Origin of the sequence: Botrimarina mediterranea (genome assembly GCF_007753265.1) — a bacterium.
GTDB lineage: Bacteria > Planctomycetota > Planctomycetia > Pirellulales > Lacipirellulaceae > Botrimarina > Botrimarina mediterranea.
In genome coordinates, this window is the sequence record NZ_CP036349.1 from 1,361,385 (window position 1) to 1,380,305 (window position 18,921).

The window sequence follows — 18,921 nt, forward strand, 5'->3', positions numbered from 1 at the left end:
CGACAGAGAAACCTAGAACGTGCCCCTCAGCCTGCGTGACGCCGCTGCGGCCATCGGCAAACTCGTGAATCGACCAATGAATGCAACCGGCGCCATCCGCAGGATCGACCCAACCGAACGCCTTGGCGGCGCCGGGCCAGGATTGCTGGTGAGCGTTCGCGACGCCGAGGAAGCGGAGGCCGCCCTAACCGGGGGCGCAAACGTGATCGACGTCAAAGAGCCGACTGCGGGGCCGCTCGGCAGCGCCTCAATCGAATCGATTGCGGCGGTAGTCCGGGCCGTTGGGGACGCCGCCTTGGTGACGGCGGCGATGGGCGATATCTCCGATCGGTTTCCCGTCGAGCAACTCCCCAGCGGAATTGCAATCGGCAAACTCGGCATGGCCGGCGGCGCGAAGGGGCCATGGCGAGAACCTTCGGAACGGTGGGCGTCGCGTCTGCCCAAGTTCACGGCGGGCGCTCTGGTGGCGTACGCCGATTGGCGATCCGCCGGTGCGCCGACTCCCGAGGAAGTCCTCACGCAAGCCGAGAAAATTGGTTGCCGCGGGTTTGTGGTGGACACTTGGTCTAAGGGGGGCGTCTGCGCGCTCGACCTGCTCGAATCAGACCGGTTGAGATCGCTCGTTGCCGAGGCGGTTTCGCAGGGGCTGTTCGTCGTCCTGGCAGGGTCCCTCACCATCGACCGGATCGAGGAGGCCGCGTCCTATGACCCGACGCTCGTCGGCGTACGCGGCGCCGCGTGTCTAGGCGGCAGGTCGGGCGCCATCGATACGGGCCGTGTGCGGGCGCTGGCGAAGCGTCTTAGCGCTTGCCGTCGCGGCGGTTGACGGCGAACATTCGCTGTCGGTTCTACCTGTCCTCAAGCCACGCGGGATTCTGATGCCGAAGTTCAATGTCTCTGTGCCCAACCCCCTCGGCCGAGAAGCGGCGATAGAGAAGCTGCAGTTCTTCTCCGCCAAGGTGCAGGAGCAGAACGCCGACAAGATCAAGGATGTCGAGCAGCGTTGGGAAGAGAACCAGATGCACTTTGGGTTCAAGACACTCGGGCTCAAAATCACCGGCACGATGACGGTCGAGGACTCGGCTGTGCGGGTTGACGGGGACGTGCCGTTTGCAGCGGCGATGTTCAAAGGACAGATCGCCTCAGCGATCGAAGGTCAGCTTCAACGGTTGTTGCGGTAAGCCGCTGCGCATTCGGAACTTTTAGTCACAGGCAGCTTTGACGCCTCATCGGGGCGACCTAGGTTTCTGCGTGCCGTCGGGGTGGAATCAGCCCTCGACGAGCCACGTTCGTTGCGGCCGGACGCGCCGCGATGATGATTCCCGAGGAGCCAACTACGATGAGCGCCCGTGTTCTAGTCGCCGACGATTCAAGCACGATGCGGAAGATCATCCTCCGCTCGCTCAGTGCCGTTGGCATCCCTTCCGCGATCGAGGCCTCGGACGGTGAAGAGGCGATCAACCTCTTCCAGCCGGGTCAGTTCGACCTCGTCCTCACCGACTGGAACATGCCGCGTAAGAACGGCCTAGAAGTGATCCAGGAGATCCGCAAGCAAGACACCGACGTCACCATCATTATGGTGACGACCGAGGCCGAGAAGTCGCGCGTGCTGGAAGCGATCCAAGCGGGTGTCTCGGACTACTTGGTCAAGCCGTTCACGGCCGACACGCTCCGTGAGAAGCTCGAGAAGCACGGCTGCTGAGCCGCCTCGCGAACACCACATTTTCATCACGGGCCGTCACCGCGATCGCGGGGGCGGCCCGTTTCTTTTCATCATGGCAGCGGGCGGACAACAATGGCCGAACTGGTCACGCTGACATCGAGCTTGGCGGCTTTACCCGCCGCTTCGAACAACTCTTCGAGCGTTGCCTTCTGGACCACGAAGCTAACGCGCTGATCGAGGGTGCTGATCTCAACTGGCGCATCTAATTCACGACCGATTTGCTTAGCCAACTGCTGCAGGACGAGGCCGATTGGTTGCTCAACGATTCGGAGGGTGTATCGCTTTTCACCTAGAGGCGCCGGCGTTGAGCCGATAAGCGCGCTGAGTGTCACGGATTCTCCCGTCGGCAAATTGGCGATCGATTCAAATCGAATCGTCTTCTTCGCCTTGTCGGCGACGGTCCACTTCAAATCGAAACCCAGGCACAGCAGCGTCAACTGATCGCCGACTGCTAGTGGCGGCGTTTCGCCCGCGGGCCAGAGGTCGTGCGGGATCGCAGCGGGGTTCTCGATGCGATAGCCGGTTGACGAGGCGATTGCTTCGGCGAGCTTACGCGGCTCGCTTAGCCGGGGCCATCTGAGCGGCGCTCGTTTCCGCAACGCCGACGACGCGCCACGACGCCACTGTGCCGCCAGTGTCGGTAACGCCGCTGCGGCGTCTTTGGGACCTACGTAGACAACCTCACCGATCGCCGCGGCGCCCAAGTCGAGTGATGAGGCTGCGTAGTCGATCAAGGCCGCCATCGTTGTGCTTGACGCGTCGAGTGTGAGTTCTTTGCGAACGTCAACACGACGGTCGATCCAGATCGCTACTTCGGTTTCGGCGGCGAGCCGCTCAAGGGCTTGCCGACCCGGTGCGTTGCGCCATTGCGCTGAAATAGGCGCCGCCAAATCGAGGAGCAGTTTTTCCGACGCGTCTTGTCCGCAAGCAATGCCCGCCACCGCCGCGCAGAAAAAGGCGGCGGCGTAGCGTCTCGCTCGGGACGTTGTCAAGCAAAATCTCATCGAGTCGGGCGCCTTTATCGCCGCGTCGGCTTTTTGATTGAGCCGTTCGCCGTCCTGATTAAACTCGGGACAACGGGCCACGTCACGCCACCGGGCGTAACGCGGCGCGATTCGGCTTGCCGCTGCGGCTCTTTGCTGTGATGCAGTGGCACGGAACGTGGCCGGAACAACCTAACAACGGCTTTCGAGCACTGGAACGCTCGGGGGCGTTTTGGAAGACCCCGACCGTGGAAGATCGATCACTTCAACCGCCGCTGATCGTCGCCGCTTACGCGCGGTACCTGAGCGATCAAGACTCGGCGACCTTTATCCGCGACGTCGCGAGGCACTACACGTGCCCGACGCTCGAGCGTCTCGCCCAGATGTCCGACCGCTCGGGGCGCCGCGCGGCGGTGCTCGCGCTGGGCTTCATGGGCGACTACAACTCGAACGCCGTTGTCGGCCGGGCGCTGACCGACCGTGACCGCGGCGTCCGCACGATCGCCGAGAACGCGATCCAGGACCTCTGGGTCCGCGTCGGGAGTCGCGAGCAGCGGCTCACGCTGCGTTGTGTGATCCGGCTCAATCAGACCAAGCGTTACGACGACGCCATCCAGATGGCGACCGAGTTGATCCACGAGTCGCCGTGGATCGCCGAGGCGTGGCGCCAACGCGGCGCTGCGCATTACAATCTCGCCCAGTACGAGGCCGCGATCCGCAACTGCCATCAGGCGTTGGAGATCAATCCGTACCACTTTGCCGCGGCGACGGGCATCGGGCAGTCGTACTTGTTCCAGGACAACCCCGTGGCGGCGCTCGACTCGTTCCGCCGAGCGCTCCGTCTCAACCCGGGCTTGGAAGACGTCCGCGCCCAGGTGATCAAGCTCCAGCGATCGATACGCGACGAGAGCGATGCGGAGTAGCGATGTCGTCCGTGGCGCTACCCGCGGCTAGCGCCGACGGCGCCCGTCGATAATTCGTCGGGTGGTTCATCGAGCTCAGCGGATGAACGAGCTGCTGGCGGGCATCGCGGCGACGCGCTGGGCGCCCTGGGCGTAAGCCGTCGGATTGCTCCAGAACTTCTCGAGCGATTGCTCATTCGCGAAGAGGTAGAAGCGGCCCTCGTATTCGACGGCGAACTCACGCACGCCGGGGACGCTCTGTTGCTTGTCCACAGCCGCGACGGGGTCGCTGCCCGAGAGGACCGGGCTGAACGCGTCGGGGTTGGCAAGGAACGCCTTCTGCGCCTCTTGGCTGGCGAACAAGTAGGTACGGCCGTGGTGGATAGCGCCCCAGCGGATGTCGCCCTTCGCCCAACGCCACTCGTTCTTCATCGTCACAGGGCAGAAACCCTCGAAGCCCAACGCGGGGCTCCCCGGCGGCAACTGCGGCGTCGCGCTGGCGACTACCGGCTGCTGTTGCGATTGCGGCGATTGGGTCGGCGTCTGCGGCTGAATCGGCGGTTGCGGCGGCGCCTGAGCCGCCATCGCCGCGGGGTTCAACTGCTGCTGCGGAGCGGCCTGTTGCTGAGCGGTCGCTTCGGCAGGCGCCATCGCTTGCGGCTGGGCGGCGTAAGGGTTGCTCGCTGCGTACAGGTTGTCCGCCGACGGAGCGCCTTGCGGCTGCGCCGGCGCCGTTGGCGTCGACGCGTTGTTACTAGCGTACGTCGAACCAGGGGCTGGAGCCGCGGCGGCCGCTGCTGCGTACGCGCTGCCGGCTTGGGTGCGGTAGGCGCGGGCCACTTGCGACGTCACGCCGACATACTCCATCGGAGTCGAGGGGCTGACGAAGGAGTGGACGAGCTGGCCTTGGGCGGTGACGACCACGTCCGTGGGGACTCGCGTCACGCCATAGGCCTGAGCAATCTCGGGCGACTCGTTCGCGTTCACCTTGACGGGGACGTACTCATTCGCAACCGCTATGGCGACTTGCGGCTGCGCGAAGACCCGCGTTTCGAGCAGCTTGCAAGGTCCGCAACTCTCGGTCCAGAAGTGAACGAGCAATAGCTTGCCCGTCTTTTGCGCTTCGGCGCGGGCGGCTTGGAAGTCGGTGCGCCAAGCCATCCCCTCCGATTGCGCCAGGACCGGCGACACGCAGACGGCGAGCAGCCACAGGACGAGCGATGAACGAGTTCCCCTAGCACGCATGGCGTATAACCCTTCGTCGGGCAAGCTTGATTGAGGTTGGGCGCTTGGCGGCGGACGCCAAATTGGCCGGCCTGAGCCGATCCGCGCCTGGTCTGTTCATCGGCCCAAGAGGCGACGCCATCTGTGCGTTTCCTAAGGGATTTTCCGGATTTTCCGAATGATCCAGCTATCACGACGGGGCAGCGGTTTAGGGGGGCTTCTGGAAAAACCGGTGGTGAGTGCGCTTGACACGCCCGAAATCGCGGGGAATACTCCCGCTAGTAGCACGTCCCGAGTGCTTCCGCTCCGCCATCGTATTCGGCTGCCGGAAGCTAGCGTTCCTGAGCCCGTTTGCTTAGAAGGTTCGCTAGGACGAAGCCCCCGTTGTGACAGGTCCACGGCAGTTTGGCAGTGCCGCTGGCGAGTCGCTCCGCTCCACGCTTTCGTGCGTCTTTGCTCTGCCCGCTAGGGGCCCACCGTGGGCCTTTTGTGAGTTCAAAGCGTCGAAAACTGGATTTGTGGGCCTAGCCGACTCGTGCGTTGCTGCCCGTCGAGGGCCTTTCGCCCCGGCTGCGAGGCGTAGGCTTCGCTCCAACGCCGGTGGGTGTCGTGCTTTGCCCTGCTGTTGGATTCCTTCGACGGATCGGCCTGGACTCCAGGCCCTTTAGGTGGCGACATTTGGCTGGCGACTGGTAGCTGACGATTGGCAGACGCTTGTCGCAACCGAGGCATTCGGCTAACAAAGCAGCATCGCAATGGTTGCCGCCAATAAGGCGGCCGTCACGGCGTGGCAGACGTTGGCCAAGCGTAGGTCGGCTCGACGGGTCCGGTTGGTTTTCTTCGATGTCTTGTTCGGCGTGGTTCCTCGGGACGCGGCGGGCAATAACTTGCGGAGAGCCGATCCCTCAGGCCATCCGTTGCGTAGCAGGAGCGGGCATGATGCTCACTCCTATTTGGTTGGACTATTCCTCCACCCCCTGAAGCATCGCGGGAACGCCTCTTTCGGAGCCGCCCACGATCGCCAGCACAGGAAGCCGCTGGGACGACGCTGATCACAAGACACTCGGCGGCGCTAGTAGAGCGCGGTTGAGATGCCTCCTGTCGGCGAAAAAAGAATTCGTCCCTCAGTCTTTAACAAGAAACCTCTTTCTGACACGCGGGCCGCGTTCGGCCGCGATCTCCCCCACACTGCACAGCATTTAGTAAGTAGTTACGTCGAATTCACCGACGCCCTGTCCGACGACGGAGGCCCCTGGGGGGCCGGATCGCGCGACGGGCGCACTTCACGAAGCGTTTTCCCCCTATGGCGATGGCCGGTAAGAAGCAGCAGCGTTCTGGCGGAAGGTTCCGCGGACGCAATAACCAAAACAACAATCAAGGCGGCGGCCAGGGCGGTCGCGGCAACTTCCGCAACCGCAACAACCAGCGGCGTCGCGGGCCTGGCGGTTACGATCAGCAGGGCGACAAGGAAGGCGACTTCGACGTCTCCGCCGACCTGGTTCCCGCGTCGGGCGTCCTCGAGATGCATCCCAACGGGTACGGTTTCCTCCGCGACCCCTCGACGAACTTCGTCCGCGAGCGGACGGACCCCTTCGTTCCCGGGACGATTATCGAGAAGTACGGCCTCCGCGAAGGCATCATGCTTAGCGGCATGGTGCAGCAGCAGAGGCGCGACCAGGGCCCGCGGATGCGCGAGCTGCTCGATGTCGAAGGCCTCGAGCCCGACAAGTACCTAGCGATCAAGCCGTTCGACAGCCTCACCGCGATCACTCCGCAAGAGTGGTACCGTCTCGAGACGGGCCCCGAGCCGCTGACGACGCGGGTGATGGACCTCCTCTGCCCGCTCGGAAAGGGCCAGCGTGCGCTGTTGGTCGCACCGCCGCGGACGGGCAAGACGGTGCTCACGCAGCACATCTCCAACGCGATCGCCGAGAACTACCCGTACGTGAATCTCATCGTGTTGCTCATCGACGAGCGGCCCGAAGAAGTCACCGACATGCGGCGTAGCGTGAATGGCGAGGTGCTCGCGAGCAGCCTCGACTGCGACGTCGAATCGCACGTCCGCCTCGCTCAGCTCACCATCGAGCGCTGCAAGCGCCTCACCGAGATGGGCAAGGACGTGTTCCTGCTCATGGACTCGATCACGCGCCTAGCGCGGGCGTTCAATAAGTGGGTCGGCAACACGGGCCGCACGATGTCGGGCGGCGTCGACATCAAGGCGATGGACATCCCCAAGAAGCTCTTCGCAACCGCCCGCGCGTTCGAAGAGGGGGGCTCGCTCACCGTTGTCGGCACCGCACTGATCGACACCGGCAGCCGGATGGACGACCTGATCTTCCAGGAGTTCAAGGGCACCGGCAACATGGAGGTGGTGCTCGACCGCCGCTTGTCCGACCGCCGCATCTGGCCGGCGATCGACCTGGAGCAATCCGGCACGCGTCGCGAAGAGAAGCTGCTCACGCCCGAGATGCTGCACGCCGCGACGATGCTCCGCCGCACGCTAAGCAGCATGCACCCGATCGACGCGATGGAACAATTGACGACGAAACTGGCAAAGCTCAAGAGCAACGCCGAGTTCATCGATATGATCCAAGCGGCGCGAGCGATGGACTAACTTTTTGGCGGTCTCCACTCGGCTGACGCCGAGATGTCGCCACGCTTATGATGGGTATGCGAGCGTGAACTCGCACAAGGCGTGGCGGGGTCTAGGCGGAGACCGCAAGCGGCAGCTTGCACAAGGCGTGGCGAAGTTCTGGCGTAGCCAGACTGAGACCGTTCAGAAACCGGAGGGTAGGCGAATTGGCTAGCGGCCTGATTGGAATTCAGGTGCCGGGCAACCGGTTGCGGGTTCGAGTCCCGTGCCCTCCGCTGAATTGAAACGACGCAAGGGCGGTCCCGAGAGGGGCCGCCCTTGGTTCGTTCTGGGGGGTCGTTTGGGGCGTGATTTTACGTGGCGTTTTGTATTCGGAAATGGCCGCGCGATCCTTTAAAATACACGCTCACGAGTTGGGGATTGAGCGAGCGCCTGCACCCTCGGCCGCTGTGAGCCTACGACGCGAGTCGTGGGAGGGAGTCTGGTGCCCGCTTCCCTCCCACGACTCGCGCCGTGGGCTCGCCAGAGAACGTGCTGGATGGGGGCGAAACCTCTACGCTTCGGCGTTCAGCGCTGAGATTTTGGGACAGAGAACAGAATCGATTTGCCGCCGCTGACGAAATCGCGGGTACGATGGCGGCGATCGAATTGAGGCGGTTGGAAACTACTTTTCGGCGGGCGTAACGACGTGATGAGACGACGAAACCTGTTCCTAGCGGTCTGCTTTGCCCTGGCCAGCGCGTGGCTTGCGGGGAGCGTCTCGTTGGCGGCGGTGACGACGACGGGGCAGGTTGATCCGTCGGACCCGGCGACTTGGACTTCGTCGACGAATGTCTATATCGGCCGAACCGAAGACGGTGGTGTCGTCTTCGATTCAGGAGCCAGTGTTAGCTCGCAATGGTCCTACATTGGAGGAGTCGGCTCATCGGAAGTTGTCGGATCAGCGACCGTCGATGGCGCCGGCTCAATCTGGAACACTGGACCGCTGTACATAGGCTTTCACGGCAATGGAGCACTGAGCATTCAGAATGGCGGCAGGGTCGAATCGGGCCAGATCTCGATTGCCGCTCGTGAGGGAAGTAGTGGAGCAGTAGTTGTTTCCGGTACAGATTCGAGGCTTCTAGGGTATAGCTTGGTCGTGGGAGACTCGGCGCACGGGATGCTTACGATTGAAGATGGCGGTATTGTCGAAATCACCGGTGGAACCTTTGCAGCTCTCGGAACTATTGTCTTTAATAATGGTGTCCTTCGGACGACTAGCTTCAGTGGAGGAAGTGAGCAGCTTGAAGGGATTGGTGAGATTTACACCAGAGGGCTTGTCCCGGACTTCGACCTTATCTTTGATGCACAATTAGGCCTTCAACAGCAGTATCTCTTCGATAGCCGTGCCGGTCAGCACGTCACGCTCCATCTGGATATGACCGACGAAGACTATGGGGCGCTCGGCGCCGGGTACAATGGCATAGGAAGCTTAACCATCGCTGACGGTAGGTCTGTTCAGTCGTATTCTGGCACCCTCGGGTCACGCTTTGGATCGAATGGGACTGCCACCGTCTCAGGTCCGAGCACTACATGGCGCTCTGGGTTCTTACAAGTCGGGCTCGAAGGCGTTGGGATACTCGACATCAGTGACGGTGGATTGGTGCAGAGCGATGAGACTGTTTATTTAGGAAGGTACTTGGGATCGACAGGAACTTTGACGGTGTCAGGAGCCGGTTCACGCTGGGAAGGCGGTCCATCCTATATCGGTTATGGTGGTGAGGGCTCCTTGTCGATCGAGAATGGGGCCTCGGCGATGAGCCGTGATGTCTCTTTGGGGCATTTGGCGGATGCAAACGGCGTCGCCACGCTGAGCGGCGCTGGGACCACCTGGGATATCCAGATGGGCATTACTGTTGGGAGTGCAGGCCAGGGTGCGCTGAATGTCCTTGACGGCGCCACCCTGCGTAGTCGCACGACGGACATCGGACGTAGCAGCGGATCAAGCGGGATCGTGACCGTTGCCGGCAGCGGCTCCAATTGGCAGATGACCAACAGCATTTACATTGGACGTGGTGGAACTGGCACACTTAACATTCAGGACGGCGGCGTGGTCATCAATGAACGTGGTTGCGTCGCGAACGACTATTACTCCAAGGGGACCGTTAGCGTTAGTGGAGCGAACTCGAGATGGAACATTACCGAGGGCGTTCTAATCGTCGGATATCGGGGTGAAGGTATACTCAATATTTCAGATGGCGCTACGGTGAGCGATGCGTATAGCGAGCTGTATGTTGGATACGACTTTTCCAGTGGGACGGTGAATGTAAGCGGTCCGACCACTGTATGGAGCAATTCTGCGACGCTCTATTTAGGGAACAATGGTGCCGGCTACCTCAGCATTACGGAGGGTGCTACGGCAAGCAACGCTTCGGCCCGTGTTAGAGGTTCAGTGTCGGTTGCGGGGGCAGGATCGTCTTGGACATGCAACGGCTCACTCAATGGTTTCGCTGGCTGGCTGACGATCGAAGACGGGGCGGCGGTGACCACCGGTGCAGCTAATATAGCTACTTGGCAGGACGGTTCGTTTTCTGTAACGGTCGCAGACGCGGGCTCCGTCTGGAACAGCGATGGCTTTCTCAAGATAGGCGAAAGAGGCAAAGGCACTCTGAACGTCCTAAGAGGCGCCGTCGTGAATAGTGCAGGAGGCACAATTGCGAGCAGTAGTGGCTCCGTTAGCAGCGTCCTCATTTCAGGGTCGGGGTCGGCGTGGAATGCGCCAGGCAATCTGTACGTCGGGGCTATCGGTAAGGCGACGCTCACCATTGAAGCAGGCGCTTCACTGACAACCACGACAGCGTTCATCGCGAACCACAGCCTTGCTGTAAGCGAAGCTACGGTAACTGGCGTCGGGTCAATCTGGCGCAATATTGATGGCTTGACTGTGGGAGTCGGTGGGGCTGGGACGCTCCGAATCGCCGATCACGGCACGTTAGAGGTAGGAAAAGATACTGTCGTGGGATCGGAGACGAGCGCAGTTGGTCGTATCCTCTTCGACAATGGTGTGCTCTCAACCACGGGTCTCGTCGCAGGTAGTGATCAACTCGACGGTGTTGGAACGATCTACACGCAGAAGATCCTTTCTGACGTTGCCCTCACATTTGACTCGCCGTCATCGCTGCAACAGCAGATCCATCTCAGCAATCGGCCGGGGCAAGACATTACGATTCACCTCGACATGACCGAGCAATCCAACGCCGTTCTCGGCGCCGGTTACCGGGGCGTCGGGTCCTTTGCCATCGCCAACGGGGTTGTGATGTCTTCTACGGAAGGAATTTTGGGTTATCACACTGATTCGCAAGGAACGGCTACAGTTAGCGATGTCGGTTCCGCATGGGGAGTCGAAGGCAATCTTCGGGTCGGGCGATACGGGAGTGGGTCGCTCAGCATCGAGAACGGGGCTCGCGTCAGTAGTTCAGCGGGACTACTTGGGGATGAAAAGGGCTCACAGGGCGAAGCGACTGTGGCAGGCCAAGGCTCGTCGTGGATTAATAGCGCCGATCTGAGCGTGGGTCGGTACGGAAGCGGAGCACTTACGATTCAAGATGGGGGAGTCGTCGCAAGCTCGGTCGCTATCATTGGCCAATGGACTGGATCGAACGGCGCTGTCGTCGTCACAGGTGCCGGCTCGCAACTGAGAGTTGCGAACGAAATCCATGTCGGACGTTTTGGAGCTGGATCGATGTTAATTTCCAGCGGAGGCGAAGTTGTCGTTGGGGCGCCCGCCATAGCTCGCGACCTCACGATTGCCCAATCAGGTGGACCGGCTACGGTTACTCTCGATAAAGGTGGCGCGCTTCGGTTGCATAGGGGGAGGATTCGATCAGGCTCTGTCGCCGCCGCTGCCTTCAACTTCAACGGCGGCCGACTCGAAGGCGTCGGAACTTACCAAGTTGGCGCCGGGCTCACGCAGAACGGCGGCGTTCTTGCGCCAGGCAACTCGGCCGGTGTCACAACTATCAACGGCTTCTACGACCTGGCGGACGGCGCCCTAGAGATCGAGCTGCTCGGCGGCAGCGGCGCCGCGGGCGTGGGCTTTGACCAACTCGTCGTCAACAACGGCGTGACGCTTGGCGCCGAGTCACAACTGAATCTCGTGCTCGGCTACGCCGCGACGGTTGGCGACTCGTTCTTGATTGTTGACAGTAGGAACTCCAACGCGATTAGCGGCACATTCGCCAACGATGACGCCTTGGTGGCGGATTACGAATCGCTGCGTTACTCGTTCGCGCTCGACTACGCCGCCGGGACGGGGAACGACATCGCCCTTACCGTCGCGTCGGTCGCGCTCATCGGCGACTACAACGGCGACGGGCTCGTCGATGCGGCGGACTACACCGTTTGGCGGGACGCCGTTGGGTCGAACGTGGCGGCTTACGCCGGGGCGGATGGGAATGGGGACGGGGTCGTCGATGACGAAGACCATGCCGTGTGGATGGCCCACTACGGGGCTTCGATCGAAGCGGCGCTGGCGCAGGCCGTGCCGGAGCCGGGAGGCGTTGGGTTGGCGGTCTTGGCGGCGATCATTGGTGGATGCCGTCAAAAAGGGTTTAGCCGATCCGCTTCCTGACGGGCGCGGCTAAAAAGCGGGCGCGGCGAGATAGGGTGTCTTCGCCCGCCGAAAACGCCATAAATCTATTGCTGGCAAGCGTTTAGTTTGACAGGTCGGGCGGTCGTGACTATCACGACGGTATCCGCAAACTCCGCGCGGCGGCCGCTAGCGGTCTGCACCGGCGGCTCCTCCGCCTTGATCGGGAGGGCGCCGGTGTCGTCAGGGGCGGCGCCGTCGAGTTAGGCCCAGCACTTAGGCGCCCCTATGCATCCATTTCGAGTCGTCCGGCGGCTGCTCTCGCGCGCCCACGAGGATTGGCAAGACGCCGTTGAGGGGTTGTTCGCCGCACCGCCCCGTCGGCCAATGGGCCCGCGGCCATTACGGGTGATGCGGTTGGAGCGGCGGCGGGTGCTCAGCGCCGACTTCTCGCTGACCGCGACGGGGTTGGTGCTCAGCGGGTTCGACGACGCCGGGGGCGACACCCTGGCGGTCCAGCAGGACGGGGACGACTACCTGTTCACTAGCGGCAATGGTTGGGAGCAGCACGAGCCCAACCAGCTCCCCGAGGGAGTGACGATCGATGGCGACACGCTATCGATCGATCGTGCGTTGCTCGAAGGACTCGAGGACGGCCTGACGATCGAGGGTAGCCTCGGCCATCAGTTGGACGTGCGGCTGGGCGACGCAGACTTCTCCGGCCTGTCGGGGCCGGTGACGCTCGACGGCGTGACCTCGGTCGGTCAAGAGCAGCCCTTCGCGCTGGTGACGGCGCCGACGGACGGGTTCCAACTGATCGTCGCGCCGAGCGGCACGGTGCTGTCGAGCCTCAACGTGTCGGGCGACCTGAACATCGTCTCGATCGGCGGCTCGATCACCGACGTGTCCGGCAGCGAGATCCTCATCAGCGGCAACGCGACCTTCACCTCGCGCGCCGCGAGCCCCGCTGGCGACTTCAACGGCGACGGCATTGTTGATGACGTGGACCGCACCGAGCACTGGGCGAAGAACTATGGCATGACGAGCGGCGCCACGAAGTACCACGGCGACGCCAACGGCGATGGGCGCGTGGACGCGGCCGACTACACGGCGTGGCGCGACACGCTCGGCCAGACGGGGCAGGGGGGGATCGAGCTGGCGAACGAGACGGGCGACCGGCTGGTGATTGGCGGCGTGGCGACGTTCGACGCGGCGGAGCCCGAGGGGACGCACGACATCTACGTCGGCGTCGGGGGCGTGGCGGAGTTCGGCTCGGTCAACGCGTACGGCGCGAACGTGATCATCCACGAGGACGCGACCGCGGGCGACAGTGGGCCGACGACGGTGCTGGGCAGTATCGAGGCGTATACGCTGCAGATCGAATCGGGTGGGCAGATCACTACCGCTGTCTTCGAGCCGATAACAGTGCAGGGTGACGCGTCGTTCGTCGTCACCGAGACGGCGATGATCGCCGATGGTCCGCTCGTGCAGGCGATCATTCTTAGCAGTCCATCGGCAGGCGGCATCACCCGCCGAACGATCGGCGGCGTCGCCACATTCATCGTTGAACAGCCGACGACGCCGGTTGAAGGATTTCGTGGTCCGAAGGGAATCGATGTCGGTGTTGGTTCGAACGGCCGATTCGCGGGAGGCTTCAACGCCGGGTCGCTGCGTTTCTACGCGCCCGATGCGACCGTGCGCATCGCCGAGGACAGCGACGCGGTGCTCGCAGGGTGGGGAGCGGGTGATTGGGTTGACGCCAGTGTCGCTCACACGCTCGAGCTGCAATCAAGGCTGGGGATGATCAGCGACGATGCGGACGCGGTGGTGCGGATCAGCGGCGACGCGGCGTTCTACTCTGACACGACGATGGTGCTGGCCGATGGCGGCGCGGCGAATACCTTGTCGGTCGATGGCCTCGCGACTTTCGTTCAGAATCCCGATGCGGCGGGCATCGACGTCGGCGTGACTTCGGCGGGCGCCGCGGCGGCGGCGACGTTCAATGCGGGCACGCTGCGATTTAGCTCGGAACGCGGGGCCGTCCGTATCGCCGAGGACAGCAGCACGGTGTTGGTGGGCTGGTCGACGACGCCGGGGCCGACGGGTTTCCCCTACCTATTCTACCCGATCCCTAGCGCTCCCAGCGCCCTTGCGCTCGAGCTCACCTCGGCGGGTTCGATTACGGATGAGGCAGACTCCTCTATCAATGTCGGCAGCGCGACCTTTGTCGCCAAGGATGAGATTGTTCTTGCCGACAGCGATCTTTTTGATCCGTTTGACACGTTTTACAATCGACTGAGGGTCTCAGGCGTCGCCACTTTCATTTCGACCGATGGCGACGACATCTCGGTCGGGGTAGGCGCGGCTGGTTCGGCGGCCGTTGCCTGGTTCGAAGCCGGGTCGATCCGCTTCGTGTCGGTGGGCGGTGATGTGCGGATCGCGGAGGACAGCAGCACGGTTCTCGCTGGCTGGGCGTCAGACACGATCGCTCCGTCGATCCCTCTGCCAACGCCGACGATCAGCGTCGCGGGAAACCTTGAACTGTTCTCTTTTGGAACGATCGTCGACGAGCCCAATGCCGCGGTGCGCGTGGCGGGCGATGCGACTTTTGTTGCAAAGGACCAGATCGTTCTGGCGGATAGCGACACGTTTGAGAATCGAATAACTGTCTCAGGCGTCGCGACTTTCATCTCTACCGATGGTGACGGCATCTCGGTCGGGGTTGGCGGCACAGGTGCGCCCGCCGCGGCGTTCTTCCATGCGGGGTCGATTCGCTTCGTGTCGGTCGGTGGGGACGTTCGGATCGCCCAGGCCGGTAGCATCAACGCTCTGCACGGCAACATGCTGCTCGCCGATTGGGCGGCGGATTCGATTGCGCCGTCGATCCCAATTCCGACGCCGACAGCGAGCGTCGCTGAGAACCTTGAGCTCTCTGCCGTCGTCATAGCGGACGAAGCCAACGCCGTGGTCAATGTGACAGGTGATGCGACCTTTGTCGCTAGCCAGAGCATCGTGTTGGCCGATGCCGACAACCCAGGCGGCTCCAATTCTCTGACGGTCGGCGGCGTGGCGACGTTTGTCACCGGCAACTATTTTGGCGCTCTGCGAGTTGGTGCGACGGAGGATGGCGCCCCCTCTGCCGCCGTCTTCCAAGCCGGCGGCCTCCGTTTCTCCGCGCCGAACGGCGTCGTCCAGATCGCCGAGGACGACGGCACGCACTTGGTAGATTGGAGGACGACTCCGGTGTCGCCGCTCATCGTCAGGCCGCGGACGGTGACCGAGGCGCGGGTTATCGAACTATCAAGCGCCGGCGGCATCACCGACGCCGACGGCGCCGTCGTCTTCGCTACGGGATGGAACGGTTCGGAACGCGTTTACGGCTATAGTGGTGCAACGGCCACGTTCGTCGCCGCCGAGTCGATCACGCTCGCCGATGGCGGGGCCGACAACAAGCTGATGGTCGATGGCCTGTTGACGCTGGTTTCGACGGCGGCTTCGGGGCAACGGATCGATGTCGGCGTCACGCCTACCGGCGGTATGGCGAATGCAGAGTTCATCGCGGGGAGCGTCCGCTTCTGGGCGCCCGAAGGCGCGGTGCGGCTTGTGGAAGACACGGCTATCAATCTTGGTGGGGCGACCTACTCCGAAAACTACGGCACGATGATCGGTAGTTGGGCGACCGGCGCCGAATCACCGCTTTTCCCGAGCTCTGTGGTCTCGAATCGGGCCGGCACACTTGACCTCGTCTCGTACTGGATTGCCGACGAGTCTAACGCGGTCGTCGAAGTCTCGGGCGACGCCGGTTTCCGAGCGATAGGTCCCTCGATTGGAAGCCCATTGATCCAACTCGCCGACGGAGGCGTCAGCAACGCGCTCCGCGTCGGCGGGGTCGCGACCTTCGTGGTCGATGCTGCGTTTGGCGTTGATGTCGGGGGGGGCATCGGATTGGCGGAGTTCGTCGCCGGTTCGTTGCGTTTCAATGCGGGGGGCGCCGTTCGCATCGCCGAGGACAGCGCGACGCACCTCGCCGACTGGGGCGGTTTGGCGGTCGGCCTGATCCGTCCCGACGCATCGATGAACCGCAGTGTGGCGGCCTCACTCGACCTTAACTCCGCCGGCGCGATCACCGACGCGGCGGACGCCAAAGTCCTGATTGCTGGCGACGCGAAGTTCACCGTCAGCACGATCGCCAGCGTTGCGGGCCCGGCGGCGATTGTGCTTGCCGACGGCGATGCCGCGAACGAGTTGGTGGTCGGTGGGCACGCCAACTTTATCGTGAACCAAGTCCCCGCAGGAAGCCCGAAGGGGATCGACGTTGGCGTCGTCCCCGCGACCGGCGCCCCGGCGGCCGCGTTGTTTACGGCCGGCACGCTCGGCTTTAGCGCGCAGGGGGGCATGGTCCGATTGGCGGAAGACAACGACACCGTGCTCGGCGGCTTGAGCACGGCGCAGGACCTCGAGCTGTTGTCGGCGGGCTTCATCACGGATACGGACAGCGTCACGACGGGCGAAATCGTCGCGGCGACCTCGGTCGAGGTGACGCAGACCGCCAAGCTGAAGGCCGGCCTCAACGGCGAGAACGACGTGACGCTCGGCGCGGGCGCGGCGGCGTTCAGCATGGCCGATGGCGATGGGAACAACCCCCAGCTGTTCAGCGACGCGCAGTACCTGGCGGTGCAGGCGGAGAACGTCTCGATCCACGCCGACTCGGGCGTCAACGTCCGCACGGGCGACGCGCCGCTGTCGAACCTCGACAACTACTCGCAGTTCGCCGGCACGTTCTACCTCGCCGCGACGGGGCACGTTACACAGGTGACGACCGCGGCGCCGAAGGCGCTCGCGGCGGACAAGATCTCGGTCGCGTCGGACAACGGCGCGGTGCTGCTGCGCTTGGTCGAGCTGACCAGCACGGGCACGGACCCGAACTTGCAGATCAAGTCGGGCGGCTCAGTGGCGTTGAGCCAGCCGCTGGTGGGCGGCGGCACAGTGGGCGGTAAGTTCGCCGGCTCTGATATCCCGTCGCCAACGAGCCCGGCCTTCGCGCCGGTGATCGTCGAGGCGGACGACCCGCTGACGGGCGTGCGGCCTGATATGCCCGCGCGCTCTGGCGACGAGGGCTTTGAGGACGTGCTGCTGACGGGCGGTGAGAACGCGCGGCTCTCCGAAGCGGTCCGCCTGCCGAATGGTGATTACGTCGTCGATCACTTGCTCGAGGACGGCGGGCAGACCCGCACGATCGATGACCTCTACACGATGATCGTCGTCGTCAGCGGTGACGCCAACGTCGGCGACGTTCACGATCCGAACACCGACGCGCGGCGCGACGTTGATGCGGCCGAGGCCCGCGGCGTGGCGGTCGAGGACGGCGGCAATGCGTTCCTCGCAACGACGGCTGGCGGCGATCTGTTCTTCACCAACCGCAACCGCGAAGGGGGCGACGAACTCGACGGCATCGCGGTGCAGATGGCGGGCGGCGTCTTCACGGCGATCGCGGCCGGCACGCTGCGGATCGACACCGAGGACCCCGACAACCTCGCCACGGGCCTGCGGACAACGCGGCTCGTGAGCCGGACGGGGACCGTCACGAACGTCAACTCCGATGACCCGAATGGCTTCGGGCCGCGGGCGATCCTCGACCCTTCGACCGAAGAAGGAAACGCCGCGACGAGTGGCCTGGTGCGCGCGGACCAGAACTTCGAGCAACGGATCACGATGGCCCTGGGGTCGCGCGGCGAGGACAACCTGCTCGTGGAAGTCGAGTGGGCCGACACGGCCGACATCCGCCAGTACAGCAACGCCAACGTCCGTCTCGCGCCCGGCCCGAACCTGCCGACCAACACGGTGGGCTCGACGGACGTGCCTGGATCGCGGCCCTATGCGGATGTCGTGCAGACGCCCGTCGAGACGATCGAGGCGAACGTCGCCGACCCCTCCGTCACGGGCTACCAGTACCAGACGCTCGCTGGCGCCAGCCGCGTGGCGACGATCACACAGAACTACGACGAGGCGTTCGTCCCGAACAACCCGGCGCAGAACCGACTGCCGACGACGGTGCGGGTGTTCAACGACGCGGCGATCAACCTCTTCGACCAAGGGGGCGCGCGGAACCTCAACAGCGTGAGCTTCTCGATCGCGCCGCGGATCATCACGCTGCCGCCGCCGGGTTACTTCATCATCTCCGAGCCCGACCTGCCGCAGCAATACGAGCCGGTGAGCGTGACGTTGCCGCGTTCCGAGCCGACGCAAGTGACGCAGCAGACGACGCTCGACGAGGGCCGCGCCGTTTCGGTTTCAACCACCGAGGAAGTGTGGTACGGCCGTGTCGATGAACAGGGGGAGTGGGTCGTCGATATCCCCGGCGAGAAATGGCCGCGGATTCACGAGGACGCCGAGGGCGACTTCCTGCGCGAGATCCGCGACAAGATCGACGAGGGCCCGTACTCGGAGGGCCGGTACGTCATCAAGGTGGTGACGCTACGCAGCGAGCAGCTGTTGGAGGAATGGGTAAAGGGGGACGATGCGGAAGCCGACGACGGAATGGCGACGAAGCCCTCCGCTGTTCCTACAACTGACGGACCTGCTGCCGAAGGGCCTGCCGAGGAAGCCGACTTACCCGCCGAAGAAGCTCGTCCTGCGACGCCCGCGGTGAACGGGCCGGTTGAGACGCCGGCTGTGGTCGCTCCGCAGGGGGCGCCGCTGGGGCTCTTGGAGCTGGAGTCGGCCCCGGTGGACGCACGCCACACGGCGCTGGCGGCGATGGCGGCGGTCGGCGTCTGGCGGCGTCGCCTTAATGACGCTGGACCGTTTACACTAGACGCTGACGGTGTGGCGTTCACCCGTGTGAAGCGGCAACGGCGCCGCCGGGGCGGTGAGTAGGGCCGGGGTCAAACTGTAGGAGGGGTCTCCAGACCCCGATTGCGGTCTCCATT

9 protein-coding genes and 1 tRNA gene are annotated in these 18,921 nt (G+C 63.5%); 8 read left to right on the forward strand and 2 right to left on the reverse strand.

Annotated features, from left to right (window positions below):
• Window positions 1-19: 19 nt before the first annotated feature.
• The 3 genes from Spa11_RS05425 to Spa11_RS05435 all read left to right on the forward strand — a co-directional run bounded on the left by Spa11_RS05425 (window position 20) and on the right by Spa11_RS05435 (window position 1,702).
• Window positions 20-826, forward strand: a complete 807-nt coding sequence (locus tag Spa11_RS05425; protein WP_145109039.1) for a (5-formylfuran-3-yl)methyl phosphate synthase — start codon at window positions 20-22, stop codon at window positions 824-826.
• 52 nt (window positions 827-878) lie between these two features.
• Window positions 879-1,181: a polyhydroxyalkanoic acid system family protein gene (locus Spa11_RS05430; RefSeq protein WP_145109042.1), complete on the forward strand. Its 303-nt coding sequence runs from the start codon at window positions 879-881 to the stop codon at window positions 1,179-1,181.
• A gap of 158 nt (window positions 1,182-1,339) precedes the next feature.
• Window positions 1,340-1,702: a response regulator gene (locus Spa11_RS05435; protein ID WP_145109045.1), complete on the forward strand. Its 363-nt coding sequence runs from the start codon at window positions 1,340-1,342 to the stop codon at window positions 1,700-1,702.
• A 71-nt stretch (window positions 1,703-1,773) separates the two neighbouring features.
• On the opposite strand, the gene Spa11_RS05440 is transcribed toward Spa11_RS05435, so the two are convergent.
• On the reverse strand, window positions 1,774-2,715 hold the full coding sequence (locus Spa11_RS05440) for a hypothetical protein (RefSeq protein WP_145109048.1): 942 nt from the start codon (window positions 2,713-2,715) through the stop codon (window positions 1,774-1,776).
• 239 nt (window positions 2,716-2,954) lie between these two features.
• Between Spa11_RS05440 and Spa11_RS05445 the strand changes: the two genes are divergently transcribed.
• Complete coding sequence (locus Spa11_RS05445; protein ID WP_197529765.1) at window positions 2,955-3,629, forward strand: tetratricopeptide repeat protein; 675 nt, start codon at window positions 2,955-2,957, stop codon at window positions 3,627-3,629.
• A 75-nt stretch (window positions 3,630-3,704) separates the two neighbouring features.
• On the opposite strand, the gene Spa11_RS05450 is transcribed toward Spa11_RS05445, so the two are convergent.
• Window positions 3,705-4,853 (reverse strand): thioredoxin domain-containing protein, encoded by a 1,149-nt coding sequence (locus Spa11_RS05450; RefSeq protein WP_145109054.1) that lies wholly within the window; start codon window positions 4,851-4,853, stop codon window positions 3,705-3,707.
• A gap of 1,288 nt (window positions 4,854-6,141) precedes the next feature.
• Between Spa11_RS05450 and rho the strand changes: the two genes are divergently transcribed.
• The 4 genes from rho to Spa11_RS05470 all read left to right on the forward strand — a co-directional run bounded on the left by rho (window position 6,142) and on the right by Spa11_RS05470 (window position 18,868).
• A complete protein-coding gene (gene rho, locus Spa11_RS05455) occupies window positions 6,142-7,446 on the forward strand; it encodes a transcription termination factor Rho (RefSeq protein WP_145116913.1) in 1,305 nt (434 codons plus the stop codon).
• A gap of 171 nt (window positions 7,447-7,617) precedes the next feature.
• Window positions 7,618-7,700, forward strand: a tRNA-Ser gene (locus tag Spa11_RS05460).
• A gap of 416 nt (window positions 7,701-8,116) precedes the next feature.
• Window positions 8,117-12,034: a hypothetical protein gene (locus tag Spa11_RS05465; protein ID WP_145109057.1), complete on the forward strand. Its 3,918-nt coding sequence runs from the start codon at window positions 8,117-8,119 to the stop codon at window positions 12,032-12,034.
• Window positions 12,035-12,280: 246 nt separating this feature from the next.
• Entirely contained in the window at window positions 12,281-18,868 is a 6,588-nt protein-coding gene (locus tag Spa11_RS05470) for a beta strand repeat-containing protein (RefSeq protein ID WP_145109061.1), read from the forward strand.
• Window positions 18,869-18,921 lie beyond the last annotated feature (53 nt).

Coding starts and splice junctions, on each gene's coding strand:
- Spa11_RS05465 (WP_145109057.1), top strand. CDS start 8,117: ATGAGACGACGAAACCTGTTCCTAGCGGTCTGCTTTGCCCTGGCCAGC.
- Spa11_RS05430 (WP_145109042.1), top strand. CDS start 879: ATGCCGAAGTTCAATGTCTCTGTGCCCAACCCCCTCGGCCGAGAAGCG.
- Spa11_RS05450 (WP_145109054.1), bottom strand. CDS start 4,853: ATGCGTGCTAGGGGAACTCGTTCATCGCTCGTCCTGTGGCTGCTCGCC.
- Spa11_RS05435 (WP_145109045.1), top strand. CDS start 1,340: ATGAGCGCCCGTGTTCTAGTCGCCGACGATTCAAGCACGATGCGGAAG.
- Spa11_RS05470 (WP_145109061.1), top strand. CDS start 12,281: ATGCATCCATTTCGAGTCGTCCGGCGGCTGCTCTCGCGCGCCCACGAG.
- rho (WP_145116913.1), top strand. CDS start 6,142: ATGGCCGGTAAGAAGCAGCAGCGTTCTGGCGGAAGGTTCCGCGGACGC.